General features: G+C 69.4%; 21 protein-coding genes. All 21 read right to left on the bottom strand.

The features are described from left to right. Positions 1-5: 5 nt before the first annotated feature. A complete protein-coding gene (locus JOD49_RS20845) occupies positions 6-1,193 on the bottom strand; it encodes an SAVED domain-containing protein (RefSeq protein WP_205308248.1) in 1,188 nt (395 codons plus the stop codon). A gap of 379 nt (positions 1,194-1,572) precedes the next feature. Continuing rightward, complete coding sequence (nrdF, locus tag JOD49_RS17160) at positions 1,573-2,553, bottom strand: class 1b ribonucleoside-diphosphate reductase subunit beta (RefSeq protein ID WP_205308247.1); 981 nt, start codon at positions 2,551-2,553, stop codon at positions 1,573-1,575. Positions 2,554-2,726: 173 nt separating this feature from the next. After that, positions 2,727-4,886, bottom strand: coding sequence for a class 1b ribonucleoside-diphosphate reductase subunit alpha (gene nrdE, locus JOD49_RS17155; protein WP_275588982.1), 2,160 nt, complete (start codon positions 4,884-4,886; stop codon positions 2,727-2,729). After that, positions 4,856-5,287, bottom strand: coding sequence for a class Ib ribonucleoside-diphosphate reductase assembly flavoprotein NrdI (gene nrdI / locus JOD49_RS17150; protein ID WP_138823559.1), 432 nt, complete (start codon positions 5,285-5,287; stop codon positions 4,856-4,858). Before nrdI ends, nrdE begins: the two co-directional genes overlap by 31 nt. A 37-nt stretch (positions 5,288-5,324) precedes the next feature. After that, positions 5,325-5,567: a glutaredoxin-like protein NrdH gene (gene nrdH / locus JOD49_RS17145; protein ID WP_030149940.1), complete on the bottom strand. Its 243-nt coding sequence runs from the start codon at positions 5,565-5,567 to the stop codon at positions 5,325-5,327. A 694-nt stretch (positions 5,568-6,261) separates the two neighbouring features. After that, positions 6,262-7,749: a GH1 family beta-glucosidase gene (locus tag JOD49_RS17140; RefSeq protein ID WP_205308246.1), complete on the bottom strand. Its 1,488-nt coding sequence runs from the start codon at positions 7,747-7,749 to the stop codon at positions 6,262-6,264. 204 nt (positions 7,750-7,953) lie between these two features. Further along, a complete protein-coding gene (gene yicI, locus JOD49_RS17135; protein WP_205308245.1) occupies positions 7,954-10,233 on the bottom strand; it encodes an alpha-xylosidase in 2,280 nt (759 codons plus the stop codon). A 30-nt stretch (positions 10,234-10,263) separates the two neighbouring features. After that, positions 10,264-11,169, bottom strand: coding sequence for a carbohydrate ABC transporter permease (locus JOD49_RS17130; protein WP_205308244.1), 906 nt, complete (start codon positions 11,167-11,169; stop codon positions 10,264-10,266). Further along, entirely contained in the window at positions 11,169-12,134 is a 966-nt protein-coding gene (locus JOD49_RS17125) for a carbohydrate ABC transporter permease (RefSeq protein WP_205308243.1), read from the bottom strand. The genes JOD49_RS17130 and JOD49_RS17125 overlap by 1 nt, the downstream gene beginning before the upstream one ends. Positions 12,135-12,211: 77 nt before the next feature. Next, positions 12,212-13,516, bottom strand: a complete 1,305-nt coding sequence (locus JOD49_RS17120) for an ABC transporter substrate-binding protein (RefSeq protein ID WP_239525247.1) — start codon at positions 13,514-13,516, stop codon at positions 12,212-12,214. A gap of 147 nt (positions 13,517-13,663) precedes the next feature. Beyond that, the gene (locus JOD49_RS17115; protein WP_205308242.1) at positions 13,664-14,689 is read right to left on the bottom strand and encodes a LacI family DNA-binding transcriptional regulator; all 1,026 of its coding nucleotides are present in this window, start codon (positions 14,687-14,689) and stop codon (positions 13,664-13,666) included. Between the two features lie 217 nt (positions 14,690-14,906). Continuing rightward, on the bottom strand, positions 14,907-16,217 hold the full coding sequence (locus JOD49_RS17110; RefSeq protein ID WP_205308241.1) for an N-acetylglucosamine-6-phosphate deacetylase: 1,311 nt from the start codon (positions 16,215-16,217) through the stop codon (positions 14,907-14,909). Positions 16,218-16,303: 86 nt separating this feature from the next. Then, on the bottom strand, positions 16,304-16,828 hold the full coding sequence (locus JOD49_RS17105) for a DUF1990 domain-containing protein (RefSeq protein ID WP_205308240.1): 525 nt from the start codon (positions 16,826-16,828) through the stop codon (positions 16,304-16,306). After that, on the bottom strand, positions 16,825-17,799 hold the full coding sequence (locus JOD49_RS17100; RefSeq protein ID WP_205308239.1) for a YndJ family protein: 975 nt from the start codon (positions 17,797-17,799) through the stop codon (positions 16,825-16,827). Before JOD49_RS17100 ends, JOD49_RS17105 begins: the two co-directional genes overlap by 4 nt. Beyond that, positions 17,796-18,482 carry a TetR/AcrR family transcriptional regulator gene (locus tag JOD49_RS17095; protein WP_205308238.1) on the bottom strand — a complete coding sequence of 229 codons (687 nt, stop codon included), beginning with the start codon at positions 18,480-18,482 and terminating at the stop codon, positions 17,796-17,798. Before JOD49_RS17095 ends, JOD49_RS17100 begins: the two co-directional genes overlap by 4 nt. A 215-nt stretch (positions 18,483-18,697) precedes the next feature. Then, positions 18,698-19,393 carry an endonuclease NucS gene (gene nucS / locus JOD49_RS17090; RefSeq protein ID WP_191790789.1) on the bottom strand — a complete coding sequence of 232 codons (696 nt, stop codon included), beginning with the start codon at positions 19,391-19,393 and terminating at the stop codon, positions 18,698-18,700. A 64-nt stretch (positions 19,394-19,457) separates the two neighbouring features. Continuing rightward, positions 19,458-19,871, bottom strand: a complete 414-nt coding sequence (locus JOD49_RS17085) for a DUF2550 domain-containing protein (RefSeq protein WP_205308237.1) — start codon at positions 19,869-19,871, stop codon at positions 19,458-19,460. A gap of 18 nt (positions 19,872-19,889) precedes the next feature. After that, a complete protein-coding gene (locus tag JOD49_RS17080) occupies positions 19,890-20,174 on the bottom strand; it encodes a F0F1 ATP synthase subunit epsilon (RefSeq protein ID WP_205308236.1) in 285 nt (94 codons plus the stop codon). Between the two features lie 88 nt (positions 20,175-20,262). Next, the gene (gene atpD / locus JOD49_RS17075; RefSeq protein WP_205308235.1) at positions 20,263-21,744 is read right to left on the bottom strand and encodes a F0F1 ATP synthase subunit beta; all 1,482 of its coding nucleotides are present in this window, start codon (positions 21,742-21,744) and stop codon (positions 20,263-20,265) included. 85 nt (positions 21,745-21,829) lie between these two features. Continuing rightward, on the bottom strand, positions 21,830-22,726 hold the full coding sequence (locus tag JOD49_RS17070; RefSeq protein ID WP_205308234.1) for a F0F1 ATP synthase subunit gamma: 897 nt from the start codon (positions 22,724-22,726) through the stop codon (positions 21,830-21,832). 1 nt (position 22,727) lies between these two features. Continuing rightward, positions 22,728-24,359 (bottom strand): F0F1 ATP synthase subunit alpha, encoded by a 1,632-nt coding sequence (atpA, locus tag JOD49_RS17065; RefSeq protein ID WP_205308233.1) that lies wholly within the window; start codon positions 24,357-24,359, stop codon positions 22,728-22,730. Between the last annotated feature and the right edge of the window lie 33 nt (positions 24,360-24,392).

Genomic DNA, 24,392 nt, shown 5'->3' with positions numbered 1-24,392 from the left:
TTCTCCTACTCGGCCGGGTCGGTGATCGCGGGGGTGGGCATGTACGTACCATTTGCCAGCTGGTAGACCACGAAGGCCGGGTGCGCCCCGCGCATGCGGGCGCGCCCCATGCGGACCGCGAGGCTCGCGGGCACCGATGCGACGACGTGCAGGGTCCGGACGTTTGGGCACCGCTCCTCGACGAGCGCAAGGGATCTCGTCCATGCCGCGGACGCGGCGTCGAGGTCCGCGCGCGTCTCCAGCACGCCTGCGCGGGCGTCCTGCCCGGAGAGTGCCATACGTGCGCGCGGCAGCGGCTCGACATCCTCAAGTAGCCGGCCGACTCGCGCCGTCCCCGAGACGGCGACCTCGATGACCAGTTCGGTGGCGGATGCGTCGCGCGGAACGTCGATGTCAAACTTGACTGGGGGGCCCTCGCGCCGGGGTCGCCACATCCAGGCTCTGGCCTCGTGGTCGTCACGGTGCCGGTCGAACACCCGGACCGTCGTGGTGTCGTCCAACAGGGCACCCAGGTACATCAGCAGCGGAATCGGCGCGAGCGCGAACACCGACAGGTCCGCATCGGCGCCCTGTTCGATGCTCCTACTGATCTTCCGCACCTGGGCCACGATGGTCTTCATCGCGTAGGCCCAGTCGGATAAGTCGTCGAGGGCTTCCGGGAGCTTGACGCAGATGTCGCTCCGCAGGCCCCCGTCCATGTGCGCGGTCAGACCTTCCTCGACGAGAGCATGGGTGACCTGCCTGCTTCCGACGGTGACGCGCTCGGACCGAACAGTGCTCTCGGTGGTCACCACGAGGGTGCGTTGCAGGGTCGAGAAGTCCGTGACCCGGCGGACGCGCGCCTCGTGCTCCTCCTTGCGCTGGGACAGCAGGTCCCCGGTCCAGATCTCGACGTTCTGCGGGTCGTCCACCATCCGGTGACACGCGTGGCAGAGCAGCATCAGGTTCTGCTCGGCAGCGCGGGCCTCCTCGTCAAGCGGGCTGTTGCCACGCGGCGACTTCGGTCCCGAGGACGCGCCGACGATGTGTGCGACCTCCCCGACCTTAGTGGTGTGGATGTGCCACGTGCGCTCGTCGAGCAGGTACGTCGCGCACAGCACGCAGCGGCCCGCGGCCTTGACCCACACACGCAGTTCGACCCCGCTAGCCAGCGCAGTGCGCGCAACCTCGGTATTACGTCTGATATCGGCCACGGCCACAGCTCCTTCCTACCAAGGGGACTGACACGAGGGGCCGGCGCCCCGGGAAGTACCGTCACAGGTAGTGGTCGACTGGAGACCCGACCACTACTATTTGGTACATATCGGTCGTTCGCACGAGGCTACGAAGTGCCTCAGCGCGGCCCGCGTCTGACTCGCTCGGCGCCTCGCCCCCGCCTGCCAGCCTGGCGTTCATCGTTGAAAGAAGGTCGCTCTACGCACGTAGCGCCGAAGGCCGTCTGGCCTTCCCTCCTACTGGTGCGACAGCCAGCCACGGCCCTCATCGACAGCGAACGCTGGAAATCAAGCGTTCGCGTTCGTCTTCTGGACTTGGCTGTCAGACGACACCAGTGGCGACCGCCACCGCAGGGACTCAGAAGTCCCAGTCGTCGTCCTCGGTGTTCACGGCCTTGCCGATCACGTAGGACGAGCCCGAGCCCGAGAAGAAGTCGTGGTTCTCGTCGGCGTTCGGGGACAGCGCGGACAGGATCGCCGGGTTGACGTCGGTCTCGTCCTTGGGGAACAGCGCCTCGTAGCCCAGGTTCATGAGGGCCTTGTTGGCGTTGTAGCGCAGGAACTTCTTGACGTCCTCGGTCAGGCCCACGCCGTCGTAGAGGTCGGCGGTGTACTGGACCTCGTTCTCGTAGAGCTCGAAGAGGAGCTCGTACGTGTACGCCTTCATCTCGTCGCGCTCGGCGGGGCTGAGCTTCTCGAGCCCCTTCTGGAACTTGTAGCCGATGTAGTACCCGTGCACGGCCTCGTCACGGATGATGAGGCGGATCAGGTCAGCGGTGTTCGTGAGCTTGGCCCGGCTCGACCAGTACATCGGGAGGTAGAAGCCCGAGTAGAACAGGAAGGACTCGAGGAGCGTGCTCGCGACCTTGCGCTTGAGCGGCGAGTCGCCCTTGTAGTACTCCATGACGATCTCGGCCTTGCGCTGGAGGTTGGGGTTCTCCTCCGACCAGCGGAACGCCTCGTCGATCTCGCGCGTCGAGCACAGCGTCGAGAAGATCGACGAGTAGCTCTTGGCGTGCACGGACTCCATGAAGGCGATGTTGGTGTACACGGCCTCCTCGTGCGGGGTGATCGCGTCCGGGATGAGCGACACGGCGCCCACGGTGCCCTGGATGGTGTCCAGGAGCGTGAGGCCGGTGAAGACGCGCATCGTGAGCGTCTTCTCCTCCTCGGTGAGCGTGGCCCAGCTCTGGATGTCGTTCGAGACCGGCACCTTCTCGGGGAGCCAGAAGTTCCCGACGAGCCGGTCCCAGACCTCGGCGTCCTTGTCGTCCTCGAGACGGTTCCAGTTGATCGCGGACACGCGATCGATGAGCTTGAGCTTCCCAGTGGGTGACATGTCGTTCTTCTTCTTTCTCAGCACGGTGCCGGCGACGAGACGAGAGGTCCTGCGGGCGGCGGGAGCGGGAGGGGCGCCGGTCGTGGTCGGGCCTGGCGGGGGCCGCGAGGCACGAGCGGCCCGGGGAGACCGGCGCCCCTCCCGTGGACGTCGCCCTCAGGCGACGAGGACGATCACAGCATGCAGGAGACGCAACCCTCGACCTCGGTGCCCTCGAGCGCGAGCTGACGCAGGCGGATGTAGTACAGGGTCTTGATGCCCTTGCGCCAGGCGTAGATCTGCGCACGGTTGACGTCGCGCGTGGTCGCGGTGTCCTTGAAGAACAGCGTCAGGCTCAGGCCCTGGTCCACGTGCTGCGTCGCCGCGGCGTACGTGTCGATGATCTTCTCGTAGCCGATCTCGTACGCGTCCTGGTAGTACTCCAGGTTGTCGTTCGTCAGGTAGGGCGCCGGGTAGTAGACGCGCCCGATCTTGCCCTCCTTGCGGATCTCGATCTTCGCGGCGACCGGGTGGATCGACGACGTCGAGTTGTTGATGTAGGAGATCGAACCGGTCGGCGGGACGGCCTGGAGGTTCTGGTTGTAGATGCCGTGCTCCTTGACGGACGCGGCGAGCGCCTTCCAGTCCTCCTGCGTGGGGATGTGCACGCCGGCGGTCTCGAACAGCTCCTTGACGCGGGGCGTCGCGGGCTCCCACACCTGGTTCGTGTACTTCTCGAAGTACTCGCCCGAGGCGTACGTCGAGTCCTCGAACCCGCCGAACGCGCGGCCCCGCTCGATCGCGAGGCGGTTGCTCGCGGCGATCGCGTGGTAGGCCACGGTGTAGAAGTAGATGTTCGTGAAGTCGATGCCCTCCTCGGAGCCGTAGAACACGCGCTCACGGGCGAGGTAGCCGTGCAGGTTCATCTGGCCGAGGCCGATCGCGTGACCCGACTCGTTGGCGCGCTTGATCGACGGGACGGACTCGATGCTCGTCTGGTCGGACACGGCCGTCAGGGCGCGGATCGCGGTGTCGATGGTCTTGGCGAAGTCCGGCGAGTCCATCGTCTTGGCGATGTTGAGGGAGCCGAGGTTGCACGAGATGTCGCGGCCGACGTGGTCGTACGACAGGTCCTCGTTGTACGTCGAGGGCGTCGAGACCTGGAGGATCTCGGAGCACAGGTTCGAGTGGGTGATGCGGCCCTTGATGGGGTTCGCCTTGTTCACCGTGTCCTCGAACATGACGTACGGGTAGCCGGACTCGAACTGGAGCTCGGCGAGGGTCTGGAAGAACTCGCGCGCCTTGATCTTGGTCTTGCGGATGCGTGCGTCGTCGACCATCTCGTCGTACTTCTCGGAGACCGAGATGTCGGCGAAGGGCTTGCCGTAGACACGCTCGACGTCGTACGGCGAGAAGAGGTACATGTCCTCGTTCTTCTTCGCCAGGTCGAACGTGATGTCGGGGATGACGACGCCGAGCGACAGCGTCTTGATGCGGATCTTCTCGTCCGCGTTCTCACGCTTGGTGTCGAGGAACCGCATGATGTCGGGGTGGTGCGCGTGCAGGTAGACGGCACCGGCACCCTGGCGGGCTCCGAGCTGGTTGGCGTAGGAGAAGGAGTCCTCGAGGAGCTTCATCACGGGGATGACGCCCGAGGACTGGTTCTCGATGTGCTTGATGGGTGCGCCGTGCTCACGGATGTTGCTCAGGAGCAGGGCCACGCCGCCGCCACGCTTGGAGAGCTGCAGCGCGGAGTTGATGCCGCGCGCGATGGACTCCATGTTGTCCTCGATGCGCAGCAGGAAGCAGGACACGGGCTCGCCGCGCTGCGCCTTGCCGATGTTGAGGAACGTCGGGGTCGCGGGCTGGAAACGGCCTGCGACGATCTCCTCGACGATGTCGAGCGCCGTCTGCTCGTTGCCGTCCGCGAGGCCGAGCGCGACCATGGACACCCGGTCCTCGAAGCGCTCGAGGTACCGCTTGCCGTCGAACGTCTTGAGCGTGTACGAGGTGTAGTACTTGAACGCCCCGAGGAACGTGTCGAAGCGGAACTTCTTGGAGTACGCGAACTCGAAGAGCGACTTGACGAAGGCGCGGTCGTACTTGGCGAGGACCGCGGGGTCGTAGTACTTGTTCTCGACCAGGTAGTCGAGCTTCTCCTCGAGGCTGTGGAAGAAGACCGTGTTCTGGTTCACGTGCTGCAGGAAGTACTGGCGCGCAGCCTGGCGGTCCTTGTCGAACTGGATCTCGCCGTCGGGGCCGTACAGGTTGAGCATCGCGTTGAGTGCGTGGTAGTCGAGCTCGACTCCCGCAGCCACCGTGCTCACGCTGGAATCCGTGACTGTCGTTGCCAAAATCGTCCCAATCCGTCGCGGACGCGCTCGACGTCCTCGGCTGTTCCAAGAAGCTCGAAGGCGTACAGGTAAGGCACCTGGCACTTCGAGGAGATGATGTCGCCGGCGATGCAGTAGGCAGCGCCGAAGTTGGTGTTGCCCGCGGCGATCACGCCGCGGATCAACGACCGGTTGTGTGCGTCGTTCAAGAACTTGATGACCTGGCGGGGCACTGCCCCGCCCTCGTTGCCGCCGCCGTACGTCGGGATCATCAGGACGTACGGCTCGTCGACCCGCAGGAACTCGTCCTTGGGTCGCAGCGGGATGCGGTGGACCGACTGGCCGCGGTCCTCGAGGCCCAGCCGCTGGACGAACCGGTGGGTCGTGTCCGAGACGCTGGAGAAGTAGACGAGCGATCCCATGTCACACCTCGCAGCGGGGACCGGTGGGACGAGCTGCTCAGGCGACGGGAGCGACCTTCGCCGCGAGCGCGTTGATCTGGTCGGGACGGAAGCCCGACCAGTGGTCGTCACCCGCGATGACGACGGGTGCCTGCAGGTAGCCGAGGCCACGGACCAGCTCGAGCGCCTCGGCGTCCTGGCTGATGTCCACGACCGAGTACTCGATGCCCTTCTTGTCGAGGGCGCGGTACGTCGCGTCGCACTGAACGCAAGCCGGCTTGCTGTAGACCGTGATGCTCATCTGGTCAGTCTCCTCGTGTAGGGGATCGAGCTTCCACGGGCCCCAGGTCGACTCCCCCTGGGGTGCCTGACCTCGAAGAACACTGGTGGAACTACGATCGTGTGATGTGCCGAGGAGGTGATGCGCTCCCTGGTGCTGACCACTATACCTAGTGGGCGGGCTCGGCGCTCGGCACTAGATGTCGTGGTCCGGTGATTCTCGTGACCTCATCGCCGAGCCTCCTCGGAGTGTGCTACAAGCAGGGTTCCATCCTCCCAGGAGGCACTGACACGACCTCGTCGACACGCTCGTCCACCGCCTGTGCGCGCCTCGATCCGCACGCTCTCGCGGCCCCCGCGACTTCTCCACAGGCTGTGGAGGGTCGTCGTCCACACGCTGTGGGAAGTCGGGCCGACGTCGTCGACCGGGCGCGCGGGTCGTCGAAGAGCATGGTCGGACCTCGGGCGGTGCGCCGCGAAGCGGACAAGCCGGGCAGAAAATCCTCAGGCGTGTCGTGTTCGCTCGGCGTGTCGCGTGGATCCGGTCGGGCTGCGACAAAGATCACCGGTGCCCGGTCGGACCCCGGGCCCCGGGTCCCGGACCCCGGGCCCCGGGCCCCCAGGCACGGAGACCTTCAGGGCGCACACCGCACGACGTCCGGGTCTCCCCTTCTCGGGAAGGCCCGGACGCAGGCGGTCGGGACGTGCCGATGCGGTCAGACCTCGTCGACCCCGGGCAGCACCGACGTCGTCGCGAGCCCGCGGTACCAGTGGGCCGAGTCCTTCCAGGTCCGGGCGAGCGTGTCGTAGTCGACCCGGATGATCCCGAAGCGGCGCTCGTAGCCGTAGCCCCACTCGAAGTTGTCGAGCAGCGACCACGCGAAGTACCCGCGCACGTCGGCCCCCGCGTCGATCGCGGCCCCGACCGCGTCGATGTGGTCGTGCAGGTACGCGACGCGACGGTCGTCGTGGACCCGCGCGGTCCCGTCGGCGTCGACGCTCACCTCGTCGTCGAAGGCCGCGCCGTTCTCGGTGACCATGAGCGGCTGGTCGGGGTAGTCCCGGTGCACCGCGAGCAGGAGCTCGGTCATGCCCGCGGGCTCGATGTTCCAGCCCATCGCGGTGTACGGGCCGGGCTGCTGGACGAACTCGACGTCGTCGACCCCGATCCACGGGCTGTGGCTCGACGCGCCGTGCCCGTCGCTCTCGGAGCGCTCGCCGTCCCCGGAGAAGTGCCGGACGCGCACGGTCGAGTAGTAGTTCACGCCGAGGATGGACAGCGGCTGGCGCACGAGGTCCAGGTCGCCGTCCTGGACGAACGACCAGTCGGTGACGTGCGCGGTGTCGGCGAGCAGGTCCGCGGGGTAGGCGCCGTCGAGGATCGGGCCGAGGAACGCCCGGTTGGCGAGGGCGTCGATCTTCCGCACGGCGTCGTGGTCGGCGTCCGAGGTGGGGTCGTCGGGCCGGATGACGTGCAGGTTGAGCGTCACCGAGGTCTTGGCGTCCTCGCCCAGCTCGTCGCGGATCGCGCGGCACGCGAGACCGTGCGCCAGGTTGAGGTGGTGCACGGCCGCGAGCGCCGCGACGGGCTCGGTGCGGCCGGGGGCGTGCACGCCCGAGCCGTAGCCGAGGTAGGCCGAGCACCAGGGCTCGTTGAGCGTGGTCCACACGTCGATGCGGTCGCCGAGCTCGCGGGCCATGCGGCGCGCGTACTCCGCGAACGCGGAGGCGGTCTCGCGGTTCGCCCAGCCGCCGCGGTCCTCGAGCTCCTGCGGGAGGTCCCAGTGGTAGAGCGTCACGACGGGCTTGACCCCGGCCTCGAGGAGCGCGTCCACGAGCCGCGAGTAGAACGCGATGCCCTCGGGGTTGAACTCGCCCGTCCCGCCGGGCTGGACGCGCGACCAGGAGATGGAGAAGCGGTAGGCGCCGAGCCCGAGGTCCTTGATGTGCTGCACGTCCTCGGCCCACCGGTGGTAGTGGTCGTCGGCGACGTCCCCGGTGTCGCCGTTCAGGGTGCGGCCGGGCGTGTGGGAGTAGGTGTCCCAGATGGAGGGGCCGCGGCCACCCTCGGCGGCGGCTCCCTCGATCTGGTAGGCCGCGGTGGCCGATCCCCAGAGGAAGTCGGTCGGGAAGACCCGCCGTGCGGGTGGCTGTGCTGCGGACGGTGCGGGGTCGGCGTCCTGCCGGGTGGCGACGGTGCTCACGGTGTTCCTTCGGTCGGTCGTCGGTGGATGGTCTGACTCGGGTGTGGAAGCGCTCTCACGTATCGATTCGATCAGCGTACCCACGCGGCCGGGCGACGTCGAGGGCGAGAGGTGAGCGGCGCCGTCGGGCAGGAGGACTCCCCCGTCCGACGACGCCGCTCACCACCCCCTTGCGTCCCCCCGCCGCGTGGCGTGGGGCGAGCGTCAGACGGACAGCTCGACGCTGCCCGCGCCCTGCGCCCGGACCACCTGGTCGCCGAGCTGCACGGCCCACGGCGCACGCGCGTCGTCGGAGGTGACCGTGACCCGCGAGCCCTCGCGGACCGTACGGAACGTCGTGGCCGCCCCCGTCTCGGACGGGATCGTGGTCGTCGCGTCGTGACCGTCGGGCAGCTCGAACAGGCGCAAGGTCACACCGTCGGCCCACTCGTAGTCGGGCCGGTCGGTGCGCGCGCCGACCGGCAGCACCGTGCCCGGGCGGGCCAGGAGCGGCAGCGAGTCGAAGCCGTGCCGCTCCGACACCCACCGCGGTCCCGAGACCGTGCTCCCGTCGAGCAGGTTCGTCCAGCGACCCTCCGGGACGTAGTACTCGACGTCGCCCTCGGCCGTGAAGACCGGCGCCACGAGCAGCGAGCCGCCCAGCATGTACTGCGTGTCGACCCCGAAGCCGCCGCGGTCCCCCGGGAACTCGAGCACCATGGGCCGCATCATCGAGATCCCGTCCCGGTGGGCCTCCTCCGCGACCCCCGCCAGGTACGGCATGAGCGAGAGCTTGAGCCGCGTGAACCGCCGGGTGACGTCGACCGCCTCCTCGTCGAACGCCCACGGCACGCGCACCGAGTCCGAACCGTGCAGCCGGCTGTGCGAGGACAGCAGGCCGAACGCGAGCCACCGCTTGAAGACCCCCGGGTCCGGGACCCCCTCGAAGCCCCCGATGTCGTGGCTCCAGTACCCGAAGCCGGACATCGCGAGCGAGAGCCCGCCGCGCAGCGACTCGGCCATCGAGGCGTACGTCGAGTCGCAGTCGCCACCCCAGTGGACGGGCAGCTGCTGGCCTCCCGCGGTCGCCGACCGCGCGAACAGGACCGCGTCCCCCTCGCCGCGCTCACGTTCCAGGAGCCGGAAGACCGCCTCGTTGTAGAGCTGCGCGTAGTAGTTGTGCATCTTGGCCGGGTCCGACCCGTCGGACCACACGACGTCGTCGACGGGGATGCGCTCGCCGAAGTCGGTCTTGAAGCAGTCGACCCCCTGGTCGAGCAGGCCCTTGAGCTTGCCCAGGTACCACTCGGTCGCCTCGGGGTTCGTGAAGTCGACCAGCCCCATGCCCGCCTGCCACTTGTCCCACTGCCACACGCCGCCGTCGGTCGTGCGGAGCAGGAACCCCGCCGCGCGAGCCTCCTCGAACAGCGGCGAGCGCTGCGCGACGTACGGGTTGATCCACACGCAGATCTTGAGGCCCTTGTCCTTGAGGCGGCCCAGCATGCCCTCGGGATCCGGGAACGTGCGCGGGTCCCACTCGAAGTCGACCCACTGGTACTCGCGCATCCAGAAGCAGTCGAAGTGGAAGACCGACAGCGGCAGGTCCCGCTCGGCCATCCCGTCGATGAACCCGCTCACGGTCTGCTCGTCGTAGCTCGTCGTGAACGACGTCGTGAGCCACAGCCCGAACGACCAGCCCGGGACGCGCGCGGGGCGCCCCGTCAGCGCGGTGTACCGCGTCAGGACCTCCTTGGGCGTGGGGCCCGCGACCAGGTAGTACTGGAGCGACTGCCCCTCGACCGAGAACTGCGCCCGGGTGTTGATCTCGGAGGCGACCTCGAACGACACGAGCTCGGGGTGGTCGACGAACACGCCGTACCCGCGGCTGCTCACGTAGAACGGCACGTTCTTGTACGCCTGCTCGCTCGACGTCCCGCCGTCGGCGTTCCAGATGTCGACCGCCTGCCCGTTCTTGACGAACGGCCCGAACCGCTCCCCCAGCCCGTAGAGCTGCTCGCCCGGTGCGAGGCTCAGCTGCTCGTGCACGAAGTGCGCACCCCCGTGCGCGGCGTCGGCCTGGACCGCGCCCACGGCCTTGTGCAGGCTCGACGTCACGACCTGCCCGTCCTGCTCGACGTCGACGCGCCAGCCGCCGTCCCGGTGCACCCGCACCGCGAGCGGCCCCGATCGCAGCACGCCCGCGACCTCGTCGACCGAGATCTCGGGCCGGAAGCCCTCCTCGCGGTGGAGCTCGAAGTGCGGGCCGCGCCGCACCCCACCGCTCAGGTGCTCGATCCGCACACCGATCACGCCCGGTGCGGGCGACGAGTAGGTGACCGTCAGGAGCGGCCGGTTGAGCGTGTCGCCGCGACGCCGGATCACGGCGGTCGGGGCGTACACCGTCATGGTGCCCGCCGCAGGGTCGGCGCGGACGTCGTCGACCTGGGCCGGGTGGAGCGGCGAGAAGCCGTCACGGACCTGCCAGTAGCCGTCGGTGAACTTCATGGGTGCTCGGTTCCTTCGGGGTAGGTGCGATCACTTCACGGCGCCGGCCGTGACGCCTCGCGTCAGGGTGCGCTGGAAGATCAGGAAGAAGATGACGGCGGGGACGAGCGAGACCAGCGCGCCCGCGTTGGTCGTCGTGGCGTCCATCATCCGGTCGCCCTGGAGCGAGGCCAGCGCGATCGGGATCGTCTGGGTCGCGTTGGTCGTCAGCATGACCAGCGGGATGAAGAACTCGTTCCAGGTCCAGATGAAGAAGAAGATCATCAGGACCGAGAGCGTCGGGCGCACGACCGGGAAGACGATCCTCCACAGGATCTGCCAGCGCGTGGCGCCGTCGAGCGCCGCGGCCTCGAGCAGCGCGGGCGGGAACGTGCCCAGCACCGACGACAGGAGGTACGTGCCGAACGCCGACTGGATGACCGTGAAGATGATGATCACGGACCACTGGGAGTTCGAGAGACCGACCTGCTGCGCCATGGTGAACAGGGGGTAGACCAGGGCCTCCTGCGGCAGCATGTTCGCGAGCAGGAACAGCATGATGATCCACAGGCGCCCCTTGACCTTCCCGACGCCGATCGCGTAGGCGTTGAGCAGCGAGAGCAACGTGCCCCCGATCGCCACGGCGCTCGAGATCCAGATCGAGTTGAGCAGCTTCTGCGGGAAGTCGACCCGCTCCCAGAACGCCACCACGCCGTCGAGGTACAGGTGCGTCGGCCAGCTCAGCGGCCCGTCCTGCGAGTACTCCGCGGGCGACTTGAACGCGTTGAGGAGCATGATGACGAACGGTGCGAGCATCAGGAGCGCGAACAGCGCGGCGGCGGCGAGCACGAACCAGCGCCCGATCCCTCGACGGTGCCGCTGGTCCGGGCGAGTGGAGCGCAGGACCTGCTCCCCGGTGGGCTTCTCGACGGACGGGGACAACGTGTCGGTGGCCATCAGCGGCCTCCTTCTTCACGGCGCTCGGCGCGGGCCTGCAGGGCGAGGATGACGAGGGCGACCACGACGATCACCAGTGTCAGGACGGTCGCCACGGCAGCGCCGTAGCCGACCTTCGACTTGTCGAAGAAGTTGAGGTACGAGTAGTAGCTGGGCACGAGCGTCGAGCTCTCGGGACCACCACGGGTCAGCACGTAGATCGGGCCGAAGACCTTGAGCGCCGCGACCGTGCAGGTCAGGACCACCACGAACGTCTCCGGGCGGATCTGCGGCATCGTGATCGCGCCGAACCTGCGCCACCACCCGGCGCCGTCGAGCTCGGCCGCCTCGTACAGCTCGGGGTCGACGCGCTGGAGCGCCGACATGAAGATCACGACCGGGTAGCCGATCTGGACCCAGACCAGGACGGCCATGACCGTGGGCAGCGCCGTGGTCGTGGACCCGAGCCAGTTGGGCGGGTTCTCGATCCCGATCGAGCGCAGGACCACGTTGAGCGCGCCGGTCTGGGAGTTGAGGATCCAGTTCCACAGCACGCCCGCGACCGCGACGGGCAGGATCTGCGGCAGGTAGTAGGTGGCACGCAGGAAGGCCGCGACGCCGCCGCCGAAACGGCGTCCGAGGTAGTCGAACAGGACGGCCGCCAGGACGAGGCCGATGAGCGTGGGGACCACGACCATCGCGAGGATCATCGCGACCGAGTTCCGGAACGAGGTCCAGAACTGCTCGTCGGCCATCAGCGCCGCGTAGTTGTCGAGCCCCACGAACTCCTTCGGGGCCATGCCGCCCTTCCACTTGAAGAGGCTGTAGTACACGTTCGTGGCGAACGGGATCAGGATGACCACCGTGAAGGCGACCGCTCCCGGGATCAGGTAGGGCAGGTACCCCACCCAGCGGGGTCTGCTGCGCCGCGAGCGCGCGGCTCGTGCTCGCTCGGCCGCGGGGGCCGGCGTCGTGACAGTGCTCATGGTCGTTCCTCGTCGTCGGAGTCCTCGGCCCCGGTGGGCGGGCCCTCGCCCGCCCACCGGGATCCCTGCGCTGCGGATCAGCCCTCGAGCAGGTCCGCCTTGCCCTCCTCGTACGGGCCGGACAGGCCGTCGAGGACCTCGGCCGGGGTCTTGGACGTGTTGACGAGCGACTGGAGCTGGCTCACGAGCACGTCGTAGTAGCCCGCGACGGGCCAGTCGGGGTAGAACGCGAGGCCGTCGGCGGCCAGGATGTCGTTGAAGTTCTGCGTGAGGGCCTGGGTGCGCTCGTCCGTGATGGCCGAGACGTCACCGGCGACGGGGAGCCCGCCGGCCTCGCCCAGGATGTTCTGCACCTCGGGGCGCAGCGTGATGTCGATGAACTCCTCGGCGAGCGACTTCGAGTCGGCGTTCGTGGGAACGACCCACAGGTTGCCCGACGAGCCCACCTGGAGCGTGTTGCCCGGGAAGTTGAACTGGCCCCAGTCGGCGTCCATCTCCTCGGCGATGCGTCCGAACCACCACGAGCCGGAGACCATCATCGGGTAGGTGCCGTTGATGAACGAGACGCCCATGTCCTCTGCCGTGAGCGCGGCCGAGTCGGAGGCGATGTAGCCCTTGTCGATCCAGTCGGCCAGGGTCTCGGTGGCCTTCGTCATCTCGGGGCCCTGGAAGTCGACGTCCCCGTCGAAGAGCTGGTAGGCGTCGACGAAGTCCTGGTCGGCGTTCGCGAGGACGAGCTCGTACCAGAGCTGCCCGAGGGGGTACTCGGCGCCGGCCTCGGCGAGCGGCGTGATGCCCGCGGCCTGGAAGGTCGCCATCGCGGTCTCGAGCTCGGCGAGCGTCGTCGGTACCGCGACGCCGTGCGCGGCGAACATGTCCTTGTTGAAGTAGACGCCCACGAACTCGCCGTAGTTCGGTACGCCGTACCAGTCGCCGGACCCCATGAGGCCGTTCTCGTCGTACGTCGCGGTGGTCTGGAGCGACCCGCTGAGCAGGGTGTCCCAGCCCCGCTCCTTCGCCGCGTCCGTCAACGGCGTGAGCAGGCCCTGCGAGGCGAGCTGACCTGCGGTCGCGTTGCCCTTGTTGTACTCCATGACGTCGGGCACGTCGTCGCCCGTGAGCACGATCTTCGCGTTCTTCTGGATCTGCTCGAACGTCTGCTTCTGGACGTCGACCGTGACGTCGGGGTTCTCGTCCTCGAAGATCTCGATCGCCTTGGCCCAGGCCTGGCCCATCGCGGACTCGTCGGACTCGTAGTGCCAGATCGTGAGGGTCTTGTCGTCGGAGTCCCCACCTCCTCCGGTCCCACCTCCCGCACACGCCGTCAGGGCGAGTGGGAGCGCTACCAGGGCAGCGACAAGAGACTTCCGTGAACGCAACATGACTCTCTCCTCATCATTGAGCGTCGGCGCCAGCGCCGATCGTCTGGTCCTGCACCGGCAGGGCCGGCGAGCGTGCACCGGCAGGGCCGGCGGTCACGACCTCCGCACCTCCGGGTCGAGGCCGCGGTCGGGGTCGAGCACCCGGGGTCAGGACCCCCGGACAGGGGCGGGGCCGACGCTCGCGCCGGCCTCGAGGTCGCACGGGACGAGGACGGGCGCGTGCGCCCTGCCTGCGTCGTCGATCCGTGCCACCAGGGACTGCACACCGAGCCGCCCGAGCTCGGCGCCCGGTGCGTGCATGGTGGTCAAGGGGGGCGTGCTCATCGCACCGACGCCGGGCGAGCTGACGATGCCGAGCACCGAGACGTCGCCCGGGACCGCGAGCCCGCGTGCCTGCAGGCCCGACATGACCCCGAACGTCGCGATCTCGTTCATCGTGACGAACGCGGTGAGCGACGGGTCCTGCTCGAGCAGGTCGCCGACCGCGGCACGCCCGGCCTCAGCCGTCTCGTCGCACAGGAGGCTGCGGCCCACGAGGCCGCGGCGGTCCATGGCTGCGGCGAACCCCTCGCTCGCTCGCAGGGTGGGCCCGTAGCCCGCCGCCGCACTCTCGGCCGAGTGGTTGATGAAGGCGATCCGCCGGTGCCCCAGAGCGGCCAGGTGCTCGACCGCGGCCTCGGTCGTCGCAGCGAAGTCGATGTCGACGTACGGACGACCCTCGAGCTCGCGCGTGCGCCCGATCATCGTGTAGGGCACGCCGGCCTCGTGGAGCACCTCGACGCGCGGGTCGTCGAGCCGGACCTCCATGAGCAGGACCCCGTCGGCCATGCCCTGCTGGGTCAGGTCACGGATCTCGTCGGCCTCGTGCGCCGCGAAGGGCCACAGCACCAGGTGGTAGCCAGCCTCACGGGCGGCCGCGGCGGCGCTCGTGACGAACTCCGAGACGGTCCCGCCGATCCCGGTCTCGGTTGCGGGGAAGATCAGAGCGAGGACGTGGCTCCGGCGCGAGGCGAGCCCGCGCGCCATGGCGTTGCGGTGGTAGCCGAGGTCCGTCATGGCCGTCTCGATCCGGGCGCGCGTCTCGTCGGAGATCTTGCGCGTCCCGTTGAGCGCGTACGACACCGTGCTGAGCGACACGTTCGCCCGTGCGGCCACGTCCTGCATGGTCACCATCTCGCCACCTCCTCGTGGTCGACCCCGGCCTCGGGGATCGAATCGTCGAAGCGCTTCGTCGAAGCGCTTCGAATGAATACGAGTATTGACTGAACTATTGCGATCCGTCAACCCCCGGCCCGCGGACGACGGCGGCCCGGCGCCGAGCTCTCGCTCGGGGCCGGGCCGCCGTCGGGTGTCGTCGCAGGTCAGGCGACGCCTGCCAGGACCTGTCGGGTCAGTCGGTGACCAGCGCTCCCCCACGCCACACGCCGACCGGCTGCAGGTCGGAGTCGGTCACGAGGACGTCGGCACGCCGACCCGCCTCGAGCGCACCGATGTCCTCGCGGCCCAGGACGCCCGCAGGAGTCAGCGAGGCCGCCGTGACCGCGTCGACCAGGGGGATGCCGAACCCGACGGTGGCCCGGACGACGTCGAGCAGGTGGAACGTCCCCCCGGCGATCGACCCCTCGGGCGTGCCGTCGTCCAGGCGTGCGACACCGTCGGCCACGGTGACCGTCATGGGACCGAGCTGGTACTTTCCGTCCGCCATCCCCGCGGCCGCCATCGCGTCCGTGACGAGCACGATCGCGTCGGGCCCCACGAGCTCGAACACGCTGCGGACCGTCCCGGCCGCGAGGTGGGTCCCGTCCGCGACGAGCTCGACCACGAGCTCCCCGCGCGCGGCGGCCGCGAGGCACGACGCGATGGGGCCGGGGGCGCGGTGGTGCAGCGGCCGCATGCCGTTGAACAGGTGCGTCGCGGTCAGGCGGGGCGCAGGACCCACCGGCTCCCCGGCCGCCACCAGGGCGGCCCGGCGAGCGGCGAGCGCCGCGACCCCCTCGGCGATCGCGGCGTCGGTCTGCTCCGACGACGCGTCGGTGTGCCCGATCGACGGCACGGCCCCGACCTCGACCAAGGTCTCGACGACCCCTCCGGGTCCGGTGTTGCCCGGAACCTCGGGGGCGAACGTCATGGTGCGGACGTGGCCCCGGCCTGCCTCGGCGATCGCCCGGACCAGCTCGGGGTCCCCCGCGAGCATGTCGTGCGGGTTCTGCGCGCCGCAGCGCACCTCGGACAGGAACGGTCCTTCCAGGTGGATGCCCGCGATCTCGCCCGCGTCGCCCAGCTCTGCCAGCGTCGCGACCCGGCGCAGCAGGGTCTCACGCTCGGCCGTGACGAGGGACGCGACGAGGCTCGTGGTCCCGTGGCGGCGGTGCTCGCGCACCGCGACGAGGGCCTCCTGCGCGTCGGCGGCGTCGGGGAAGCTCGCACCGCCCCCGCCGTGGTTGTGCAGCTCGACGAGCCCGGGCAGGACGACCTGCCCCGCAGCGGGCTCGTCGGCGGCCTCGACCTCGGCGGCGAAGCCTGCGGCAGCCGCGTCCCGGCGCTCACCGACCCACGCGATCTCAGGACCGTCGAGGACGACCACGCCGTCCTCGAGCACCTCGCGGGGGGTCACGACCCGGCCCCGCAGGGCGGTCCGTCCGGCGGGCGGGGCCTCGTCGGACGAGGTGGCGGACGACAGCGGGGCGGGGTTCGACGTCATGGCCACATTCTTGCGCACTTCGTTCGGAGGACGCACGAATGGCCGCAGGGGGCGCCCGAGGCAGGTCGAGTGCTGAGACGGGCCGGTCAGAGGTCGCGCAGCAACCGGCCCGCGGACCGCGCGAGATGCGCGATGTACAGCCGCTGGAAGGTCGGGACCAGCGGACGCAGGGCCCGGACCCAGCGAGCGGCCGGGTTGCTGAAGACGTCGACCACGAACCAGACGTCTCCCGCCGCGTCGCGTTCGAGCACGAAGGACTCCTCCCCCACGAACACGTGGCCCGGCAGGGTGCCGTAGCCGAAGCCGATCCGCTGCTCCTCCCGCTCGACCCACACGATCTCGCACGGCTCGCTGAGCCGGACGGGCCCCAGGCCCAGCCGCGTCGTCACGAGCCCACCGGGCTCGGCGACGGGCGCCGACGTCACGATCGACACCCGCGCACGCGCGTGCACCTGCCAGGTCAGGAGCAGGTCGCCGAGGCGGCCGAGCTCGTCGACCGAGCAGGGCCGCTCGGAGATCCGGTGACGCAGGCGCAGGTGGGCGTAGCCCGCCGGCAGCTCCGGGGACCGCGTGGCCCCCACCTCGGGGTAGGTCGTGCGGGGCTGCGTCATGCCTGTCTCCGTCCTGGGCTCCTGCTGGGTCTGTGTGGCGAGAGGTCGTGTTCTTGCAGCCCCGGAGCCTGAGGTGGTCCCGAGGTCGCCCCGGCCCGGACGAACCTCAGGCCGAGCAGCGTGCACAGCGAGAACCCGAGCGCGTTCGCGATCCCGTGCGTCGCGGCCATCTGTCCGATGCTCGGGTGCGGCACGCCCGTGAGCTCACCGACCGCCCACCAGACCGCCAGCACCATCGATCCCCCGACCGCGAGCGAACCCGCCACGAGGAGCGCCCGGGCACCGCCGCGCGCCCGGAACCCGAGGACGGCCCAGGCCGTGCACCAGAGCGCGGTGGTCAGCACGAGAGCGCCGAGCAGCTCGACCGCGTTGCCGACGAAGTACCCCACCAGGACCAGCCCGGTCCCCAGCGGGACCCCCAGCGCACCGAGGCGCGCGCACGCCCCCGGCGCGGGGGCACCGTGGGGCCCGCGACGCATGCCCTTCTCGCCGCCCTGCCCCCGCCCGTCGTCGAGGGTCCCGACCAGACCTGCCACGAGAGCCGCCGCGAAGCCGGCGAAGAGCATGTGCGGGACGGTCAGGGTCAGGTACGTCCCCGAGAATCCGAGGAGCCCCCATCCCCCGCGGTCCGCGAGCATGGCTGCCGCACCGACCGCCGGCATGACCAGACCGACGCCGACGGCGAGCCGCACCTCGGGCGCTCGCGGCGCCGTCGGGCCGGGAAGCGCGACGCGGACCGCAGCGGCGAGCAGAACCACCGACCCCACGAGGAACGGGATCGTCGTCGCCTGTGCGAGCGCCCCCTGCGGCAGCCAGGCCCCGGCCGCCGTGACGGCCCCTGCCGCGGGCCACCACGGGCCGCCCGCACCCGGGACCGCGCGCGGGCCGAGCAAGGACAGCCCGAGAGGCAGGATCACCACGAGCCCGAGGGCCACCACCAGGTCGACGAGGACCTCGGTCGCCGGGGTCATCCGGAGCCTCTGAGCGAGGCGGTCAGGCGCAGGACGTCGTCGGCCACGCCGCGCGCGACCGGCAGGCGTGAGAGCCGCACGAGCGTCCCCACGATCGGGCTCGCCCCCGCGACGAGGCGCCGCGTCCGCGCCGTGCCCGACGACGAGTCCTGGACCCAGAAGAGCGTGACCCCGAGGTGCGCGAGCCACAGCAGCTCGGGAAGCTGGGCACGCAACGCGGCCGGGACCGCGGGCGAGGCCCCGGCGACGACGTCCTCGAAGATCGCGAGCGAGAGCTTCCGAGCCTCTCGCGAGGCATCGCTGAACGGGTTGGCCGCGGCGCCCGGCCGCATCGCGACCGCGACGAACTCGGTGCCGAACGAGTGGTACGGCGTGAAGACGTCGATCGCCGCGTCGAGCACACCGCGCAGGCGCTCGGCGAGCGTCCCGCCCCGTGCGAGGACGTCGTCCGCCGCGCGCCGGTGCGCCCGCTGGACCTCGACGTACAGCTCCTGGACCAGGTGGTCCTTCGACGGGAAGTAGTAGTAGGCGTTGCCCGTGCTGACCCCGGCGGCGGCGGCGATCGCCCGCATGGTCGTGGCCTCGTAGCCGTGCTCGCGCAGCATCGCGAGGGCCGCGTCGAGGACCTTGGCGCGCGTGCGCTCCGACTTGGGTCCGGGTGCGTGCACCTCTCGCCCCGTCATGCGCCCCGACCGTCGCTGCCGGTCCCCTTTTTGAACATGTTCAAAAATCTAGCACGAGAAGAGCCCGCCCGGCCACCACGGCCGGACGGGCACACCTCGCGACGAGGCAGTCAGGGAGGAGCGACCCTCGCGACACGGCGCCGACGGGGCCGCCCGGAGGGAGCGAGGTCGCGATCCAGGGGCGCGATCCCGGAGCGCGATCCGGTGGTCGCGACCTAGAACAGGCGCGAGTCGACGTCGTCGACCCCGCGCATCGCGTCGTAGTCCAGGACCAGGCACCCGATCCCCCGGTCCGTCGCCAGCACGCGCGCCTGCGGCTTGATCTCCTGCGCCGCGAACACCCCGCGCACCGGGGACAGGAGCGGGTCACGGTTCAGCAGGTCGAGGTAGCGGGTGAGCTGCTCGACGCCGTCGATGTCGCCGCGGCGCTTGATCTCGACCGCGACCGTCGCACCGTCCTTGTCCCGCGCGAGGATGTCGACCGGTCCGATCGCCGTCGGGTACTCGCGGCGGATCAACGTGTGCCCCGTCCCGAGAAGCTGGATCTGTGCGGCGAGCATCTCCTGCAGGTGCGCCTCGACGCCGTCCTTGATCAGGCCCGGGTCGACGCCGAGGTCGTGCGCCGAGTCGTGCAGCACCTCGTACAGCTCGATCTCGAGCCGGTCGTCGCTCTTCGCGTGCTGGACCGCCCACACCTGGGTCACGCCACGCTCGCGAGCCGACTCGTCGGGCTCCGAGACCGCCATCGAGCACGGCGGGCTCATCCAGTTGAGCGGCTTGTACGACCCGCCGTCCGAGTGCAGGAGCACGCTGCCGTCGGCCTTGACGAGCAGCACGCGGGTCGCGAGCGGGAGGTGGGCCGAGAGCCGGCCCGTGTAGTGAGCCGAGCACTGGGCAACCACGAGACGCACGAAGAACTCCTCAGACGGGGACGATGACGGCGACCGGCCGCAGACGGCCGGCACTCGAAAAGGCTCAGACCACCACGCCGCGGCGACCCGGCGGTGCCGCCTCGAGCCACGACGCCAGGCCGGCGTACGCGCCGCTCGACATCGACAGCTCGAAGCGGACCCCCTCGTACGAGCACTCCACGAGGAAGAGGTCCCGGTCCTCGTCGAGAGGACGACGAGAGACGATCACGAGGTCCTGTCGTCGCCAGGTACGTGCCGGACGCAGCGACAGCGACCAGCACCGCCACCAGTCGATGCGTCCCACACCGTAGTGCGCGATCCCGAGCGACCAGGACGACTGCCCGTCGCCCGCGGGACGGGCACTGCACTCGAAGGACCCCACCCGGTGGGCGATGGCCCGAAGACGCAACGCTCCCAGCCCGATCACGAGCGCGACTGCGAGGAGCAGTCCGATCGCGATCCAGGCGGGGAGCGGCACGTGTGCTACCTGAGTCCGTCAGTGGCCGGAGACGCCGGTGCTGTCGAGCACCTCTGCGTCGTCCACCACGAGCATGACCTGGTTGGAGTCCACCGAGAGGAAGCCACCGGTGACCTTGACGGCGATCTTGTCGCCCTTCACGCCGGTGATCCTCACGGTGCCCTCACCGAGGACGGACAGGAGAGGCGAGTGGTTCACGAGGATACCGATCTCACCGTCGGCGGCAGGCGCACTCACCGCGCGCGCGTCCCCGGACCAGATCTTGCGGTCCGCCGCCACGAGGTCGACGTTCAGCTGTGCCACTTCAACTCCTTCATGTCGGTGCACGGGTCTGACGAAGCGCGCCGCGAGCCCGACCCGCAGGTCGAGCGCGCGGCGCGCTCACGTCGTCTCAGACGCCGTACTCCTTCTGGATACGGGCCCAGTTGCGCTCGAGGTCCTCGAGGCCACCGATGTTGAAGAACGCCTGCTCGGCGATGTGGTCGAACTCGCCGTCCGCGATCTTCTTGAAGGCCTCGATGGTCTCCGTGAGGGGAACCGTCGAACCCACGACACCCGTGAACTTCTCGGCCATGTACGTGTTCTGCGAGAGGAACTGCTGGATGCGGCGCGCACGCGCCACGACCGTCTTGTCCTCCTCCGAGAGCTCGTCCACACCGAGGATCGCGATGATGTCCTGCAGCTCCTTGTTGCGCTGCAGGATGGACTTCACGCGCGTCGCGACGTCGTAGTGCTCCTGGCCCACGTAACGCGGGTCGAGGATGCGCGAGGACGACGTCAGCGGGTCGATCGCCGGGTACAGACCCTTCGAGGCGATCTCACGGGAGAGCTCCGTGGTGGCGTCCAGGTGGGCGAACGTCGTCGCCGGCGCCGGGTCGGTGTAGTCGTCGGCAGGGACGTAGATCGCCTGGAGGGACGTGATCGAGTGACCACGCGTCGAGGTGATGCGCTCCTGGAGCAGACCCATCTCGTCGGCCAGGTTCGGCTGGTAGCCCACCGCGGAGGGCATGCGCCCGAGCAGCGTGGAGACCTCGGAGCCGGCCTGCGTGAAGCGGAAGATGTTGTCGATGAAGAGCAGCACGTCCTGCTTCTGCACGTCGCGGAAGTACTCCGCCATCGTGAGTGCGGACAGCGCGACGCGCAGACGCGTGCCCGGCGGCTCGTCCATCTGGCCGAAGACGAGAGCCGTCTTGTCGAAGACGCCCGCCTCCTCCATCTCGACGATCAGGTCGTTGCCCTCACGGGTGCGCTCGCCGACACCGGCGAACACCGAGACACCACCGTGGTTCTGCGCCACACGCTGGATCATCTCCTGGATGAGGACCGTCTTGCCGACGCCCGCACCACCGAAGAGGCCGATCTTCCCACCGAGCACGTACGGCGTCAGGAGGTCGATCGACTTGATGCCGGTCTCGAACATGGTGGTCTTCGACTCGAGCTGGTCGAAGGCCGGGGGCTTGCGGTGGATGGGCCAGCGCTCGGTGATCTCGAGCTTCTCGCCCTCCTGGAGGTTGAGGACGTCGCCGGTCACGTTGAACACGTGACCCTTGGTGACGTCGCCCACGGGGACGCTGATCGGCGCGCCGGTGTCGGTGACGACAGCGCCACGGACCAGGCCGTCGGTCGGCTTGAGGGCGATCGCACGGATGAGCGAGTCACCCAGGTGCTGCGCGACCTCGAGGGTCAGGCGGAAGGACTTCTCGCCCTCGCCCTGGCCCGACAGGTCGATGTCGACGGTCAGTGCGTTGTAGATCTCGGGGATCGCGTCCGACGGGAACTCGATGTCGACGACGGGGCCGATCACGCGGGCGACACGGCCCACGCCGGGTCCGCTCTGGTGCTCGACCTGGGCTTCCACGGTGGTGGCGGTCATTACTGGCCTCGCTTCGCAGGGCCGGAGACAGCTCCGGCAGGTTCGGTGCAGGTGAAGGAAATCGTCAAGGTCGTCATGCGGTGCCTCACGACGCCGCGAGGGCGTCGGCACCGGAGACGATCTCGCTGATCTCCTGGGTGATGTCGGCCTGTCGTGCCTGGTTCGCAAGTCGCGTGTACATGCGGATCAGGTCCTCGGCGTTGTCCGTCGCGGTGTGCATCGCGCGCTGGCGGGCAGCCAGCTCCGACGCTGCCGCCTGCAGGAGGCAGCTGTAGATGCGGCTGCGCACGTAGCGCGGCAGCAGTGCGTCGAGGACGGCCTCGGGCGACGGCTCGAAGTCGTACAGCGGCAGGACGTCGTTCTGCCCGACCGGCGCGACCCCTTCGACGACCTCGAGGGGAAGCATCCGGACGACGCGGGGGCGCTGCGTGACCATGTTCACGAACTGCGTGTACACGATGTGCAGCTCACCGACGCCACCCTCGTCCGCAGGGGCGAGGAAGGCGCTGAGCAGCGTGTCGGCGATCTCGCCGGCGACGTCCGCCGACGGCGAGTCCGAGTTGCCGCTCCACGAGCCGGCGAGCTCGCGGTGCCGGAACGTGTAGTAGGTCACCGCGCGACGCCCTGCGGCGTAGAGCGCGACCTCCTTGCCCTCGTGCGTGAGGCGCTCGACTAGGCGCTCGGTCTCGCGCAGGATCGACGCCGAGTAGGCGCCGGCCATGCCACGGTCCGAGGCGACGACGAGGACGGCCACCCGGTTGGTGTCGGTGCGCTCCGACGTCAGCGGGTGCTGGGTCGTGGAGTGCGTCGCGACGGCCGACACCGCGGTCGTGATCGCCTGAGCGTAGGGGCCCGCCTCGGACGACCGGGCACGAGCCCGGCCGATCCGAGAGGCAGCGATGAGCTCCTGCGCGCGGAACATCTTCTTGAGGGACTGCGTCGACTTGATCCGCTGCTTGTAGACGCGCTGGGATCCGGCCATGTCAGGCCTTCTTCTGCCGGACGATCTGCTCCTGCTCGACCACGACGGCCTCTTCCTCGTCCGACTCGCCACCGACGAGGGGGGTGCCGTCGCCCGTGAGGAAGCCGTTGCGGAAGTCGTCGACGCCCTGAGCCAGTGCAGCCTCGGTCTCGTCCGAGAGCTTCCCGGTCGACGCGATCGTGCTGAGCACCTCGGTGTTGCGGCGCAGGTGGTCCAGCAGCTCGCTCTCGAAACGACGGACGTCCTCGAGGGGCACGTCGTCGAGCTTGCCCTTGGTACCGGCCCAGATCGAGGCGACCTGGTCCTCGACCGGGTAGGGCGAGTACTGCCCCTGCTTGAGGAGCTCCATCAGGCGAGCGCCACGCGTGAGCTGACCGCGCGAGGCCGCGTCGAGGTCCGAGGCGAACATCGCGAACGCCTCGAGCGAGCGGAACTGGGCGAGCTCGAGCTTGAGCGTGCCCGAGACCTGCTTCATGGCCTTGACCTGTGCGGCACCACCGACACGGGACACGGAGATACCGACGTCCACGGCGGGGCGCTGGTCGGCGTTGAAGAGGTCCGACTGGAGGAAGATCTGGCCGTCGGTGATCGAGATGACGTTGGTCGGGATGTACGCCGACACGTCGTTCGCCTTGGTCTCGATGACCGGCAGACCCGTCATCGAGCCCGCGCCCAGCTCGTCCGAGAGCTTGGCACAACGCTCGAGCAGACGGGAGTGCAGGTAGAAGACGTCACCGGGGTACGCCTCGCGGCCCGGCGGGCGGCGCAGGAGCAGGGACACGGCACGGTACGCCTCGGCCTGCTTCGACAGGTCGTCGAAGACGATGAGGACGTGCTTGCCCCCGTACATCCAGTGCTGACCGATGGCCGAACCGGTGTACGGCGCGAGGTACTTGAAGCCGGCAGGGTCGGACGCAGGAGCAGCGACGATCGTCGTGTACTCCAGGGCGCCGGCCTCTTCCAGGGCGCCACGCACTGCGGCGATGGTCGAGCCCTTCTGACCGATCGCGACGTAGATGCAGCGAACCTGCTTGGTCGGGTCGCCGGTCTCCCAGTTCGCCTTCTGGTTGATGATCGTGTCGATCGCGATCGCCGTCTTGCCGGTCTGGCGGTCACCGATGATCAGCTGACGCTGACCACGGCCCACCGGGATCATCGAGTCGATCGCCTTGAGGCCGGTCTGCAGCGGCTCGTGGACCGACTTGCGGTCCATGACGCCGGGGGCCTGCAGCTCGAGGGCACGACGGCCCTCGGTCTCGATCTCCCCGAGGCCGTCGATCGGCTGACCCAGCGGGTCGACGACGCGACCCAGGTAGCCGTCGCCCACCGCGACGGAGAGGACCTCTCCCGTCCGGCGGACCTCCTGGCCCTCCTCGATCCCGGTGAACTCACCCAGGACGACGACACCGATCTGGCGAACGTCCAGGCTCAGGGCAAGGCCGAGTGTGCCGTCCTCGAAGCGCAGCAGCTCGTTGGCCATTGCGCCCGGAAGGCCTTCCACCTGGGCGATGCCGTCACCGGCAAGGGTGACGCGACCGACTTCCTCGGTCACCGCGCCCCCGGGCTCGTAGGACTTCACGAAGCTGTCCAGCGCGGCCCGAATCTCGTCGGGCCGGATCGTCAGCTCAGCCATTGCTCTTCTCCTGTCGTGGCCGCCCCGCGATGT

The sequence above is a fragment of the Oerskovia jenensis genome (assembly GCF_016907235.1).
In the GTDB taxonomy this organism is placed as follows: Bacteria; Actinomycetota; Actinomycetes; order Actinomycetales; family Cellulomonadaceae; genus Oerskovia; species Oerskovia jenensis.
The sequence above is the reverse complement of the archived record's forward strand: the minus strand, read 5'-3'. Positions and strand labels throughout refer to the sequence as shown.

Excerpts from the sequence above, each read along its gene's own strand:
- JOD49_RS17095 (WP_205308238.1), bottom strand. The coding sequence starts at position 18,482 with ATGACGGGGCGAGAGGTGCACGCACCCGGACCCAAGTCGGAGCGCACG.
- JOD49_RS17110 (WP_205308241.1), bottom strand. The coding sequence starts at position 16,217 with ATGACGTCGAACCCCGCCCCGCTGTCGTCCGCCACCTCGTCCGACGAG.
- atpA (WP_205308233.1), bottom strand. The coding sequence starts at position 24,359 with ATGGCTGAGCTGACGATCCGGCCCGACGAGATTCGGGCCGCGCTGGAC.
- yicI (WP_205308245.1), bottom strand. The coding sequence starts at position 10,233 with ATGAAGTTCACCGACGGCTACTGGCAGGTCCGTGACGGCTTCTCGCCG.
- nrdF (WP_205308247.1), bottom strand. The coding sequence starts at position 2,553 with ATGTCACCCACTGGGAAGCTCAAGCTCATCGATCGCGTGTCCGCGATC.
- JOD49_RS17070 (WP_205308234.1), bottom strand. The coding sequence starts at position 22,726 with ATGGCCGGATCCCAGCGCGTCTACAAGCAGCGGATCAAGTCGACGCAG.
- JOD49_RS17115 (WP_205308242.1), bottom strand. The coding sequence starts at position 14,689 with ATGGTGACCATGCAGGACGTGGCCGCACGGGCGAACGTGTCGCTCAGC.
- atpD (WP_205308235.1), bottom strand. The coding sequence starts at position 21,744 with ATGACCGCCACCACCGTGGAAGCCCAGGTCGAGCACCAGAGCGGACCC.
- JOD49_RS17130 (WP_205308244.1), bottom strand. The coding sequence starts at position 11,169 with ATGGCCACCGACACGTTGTCCCCGTCCGTCGAGAAGCCCACCGGGGAG.
- JOD49_RS17105 (WP_205308240.1), bottom strand. The coding sequence starts at position 16,828 with ATGACGCAGCCCCGCACGACCTACCCCGAGGTGGGGGCCACGCGGTCC.
- JOD49_RS17120 (WP_239525247.1), bottom strand. The coding sequence starts at position 13,516 with ATGTTGCGTTCACGGAAGTCTCTTGTCGCTGCCCTGGTAGCGCTCCCA.
- JOD49_RS17100 (WP_205308239.1), bottom strand. The coding sequence starts at position 17,799 with ATGACCCCGGCGACCGAGGTCCTCGTCGACCTGGTGGTGGCCCTCGGG.
- JOD49_RS17125 (WP_205308243.1), bottom strand. The coding sequence starts at position 12,134 with ATGAGCACTGTCACGACGCCGGCCCCCGCGGCCGAGCGAGCACGAGCC.
- nrdH (WP_030149940.1), bottom strand. The coding sequence starts at position 5,567 with ATGAGCATCACGGTCTACAGCAAGCCGGCTTGCGTTCAGTGCGACGCG.
- nrdI (WP_138823559.1), bottom strand. The coding sequence starts at position 5,287 with ATGGGATCGCTCGTCTACTTCTCCAGCGTCTCGGACACGACCCACCGG.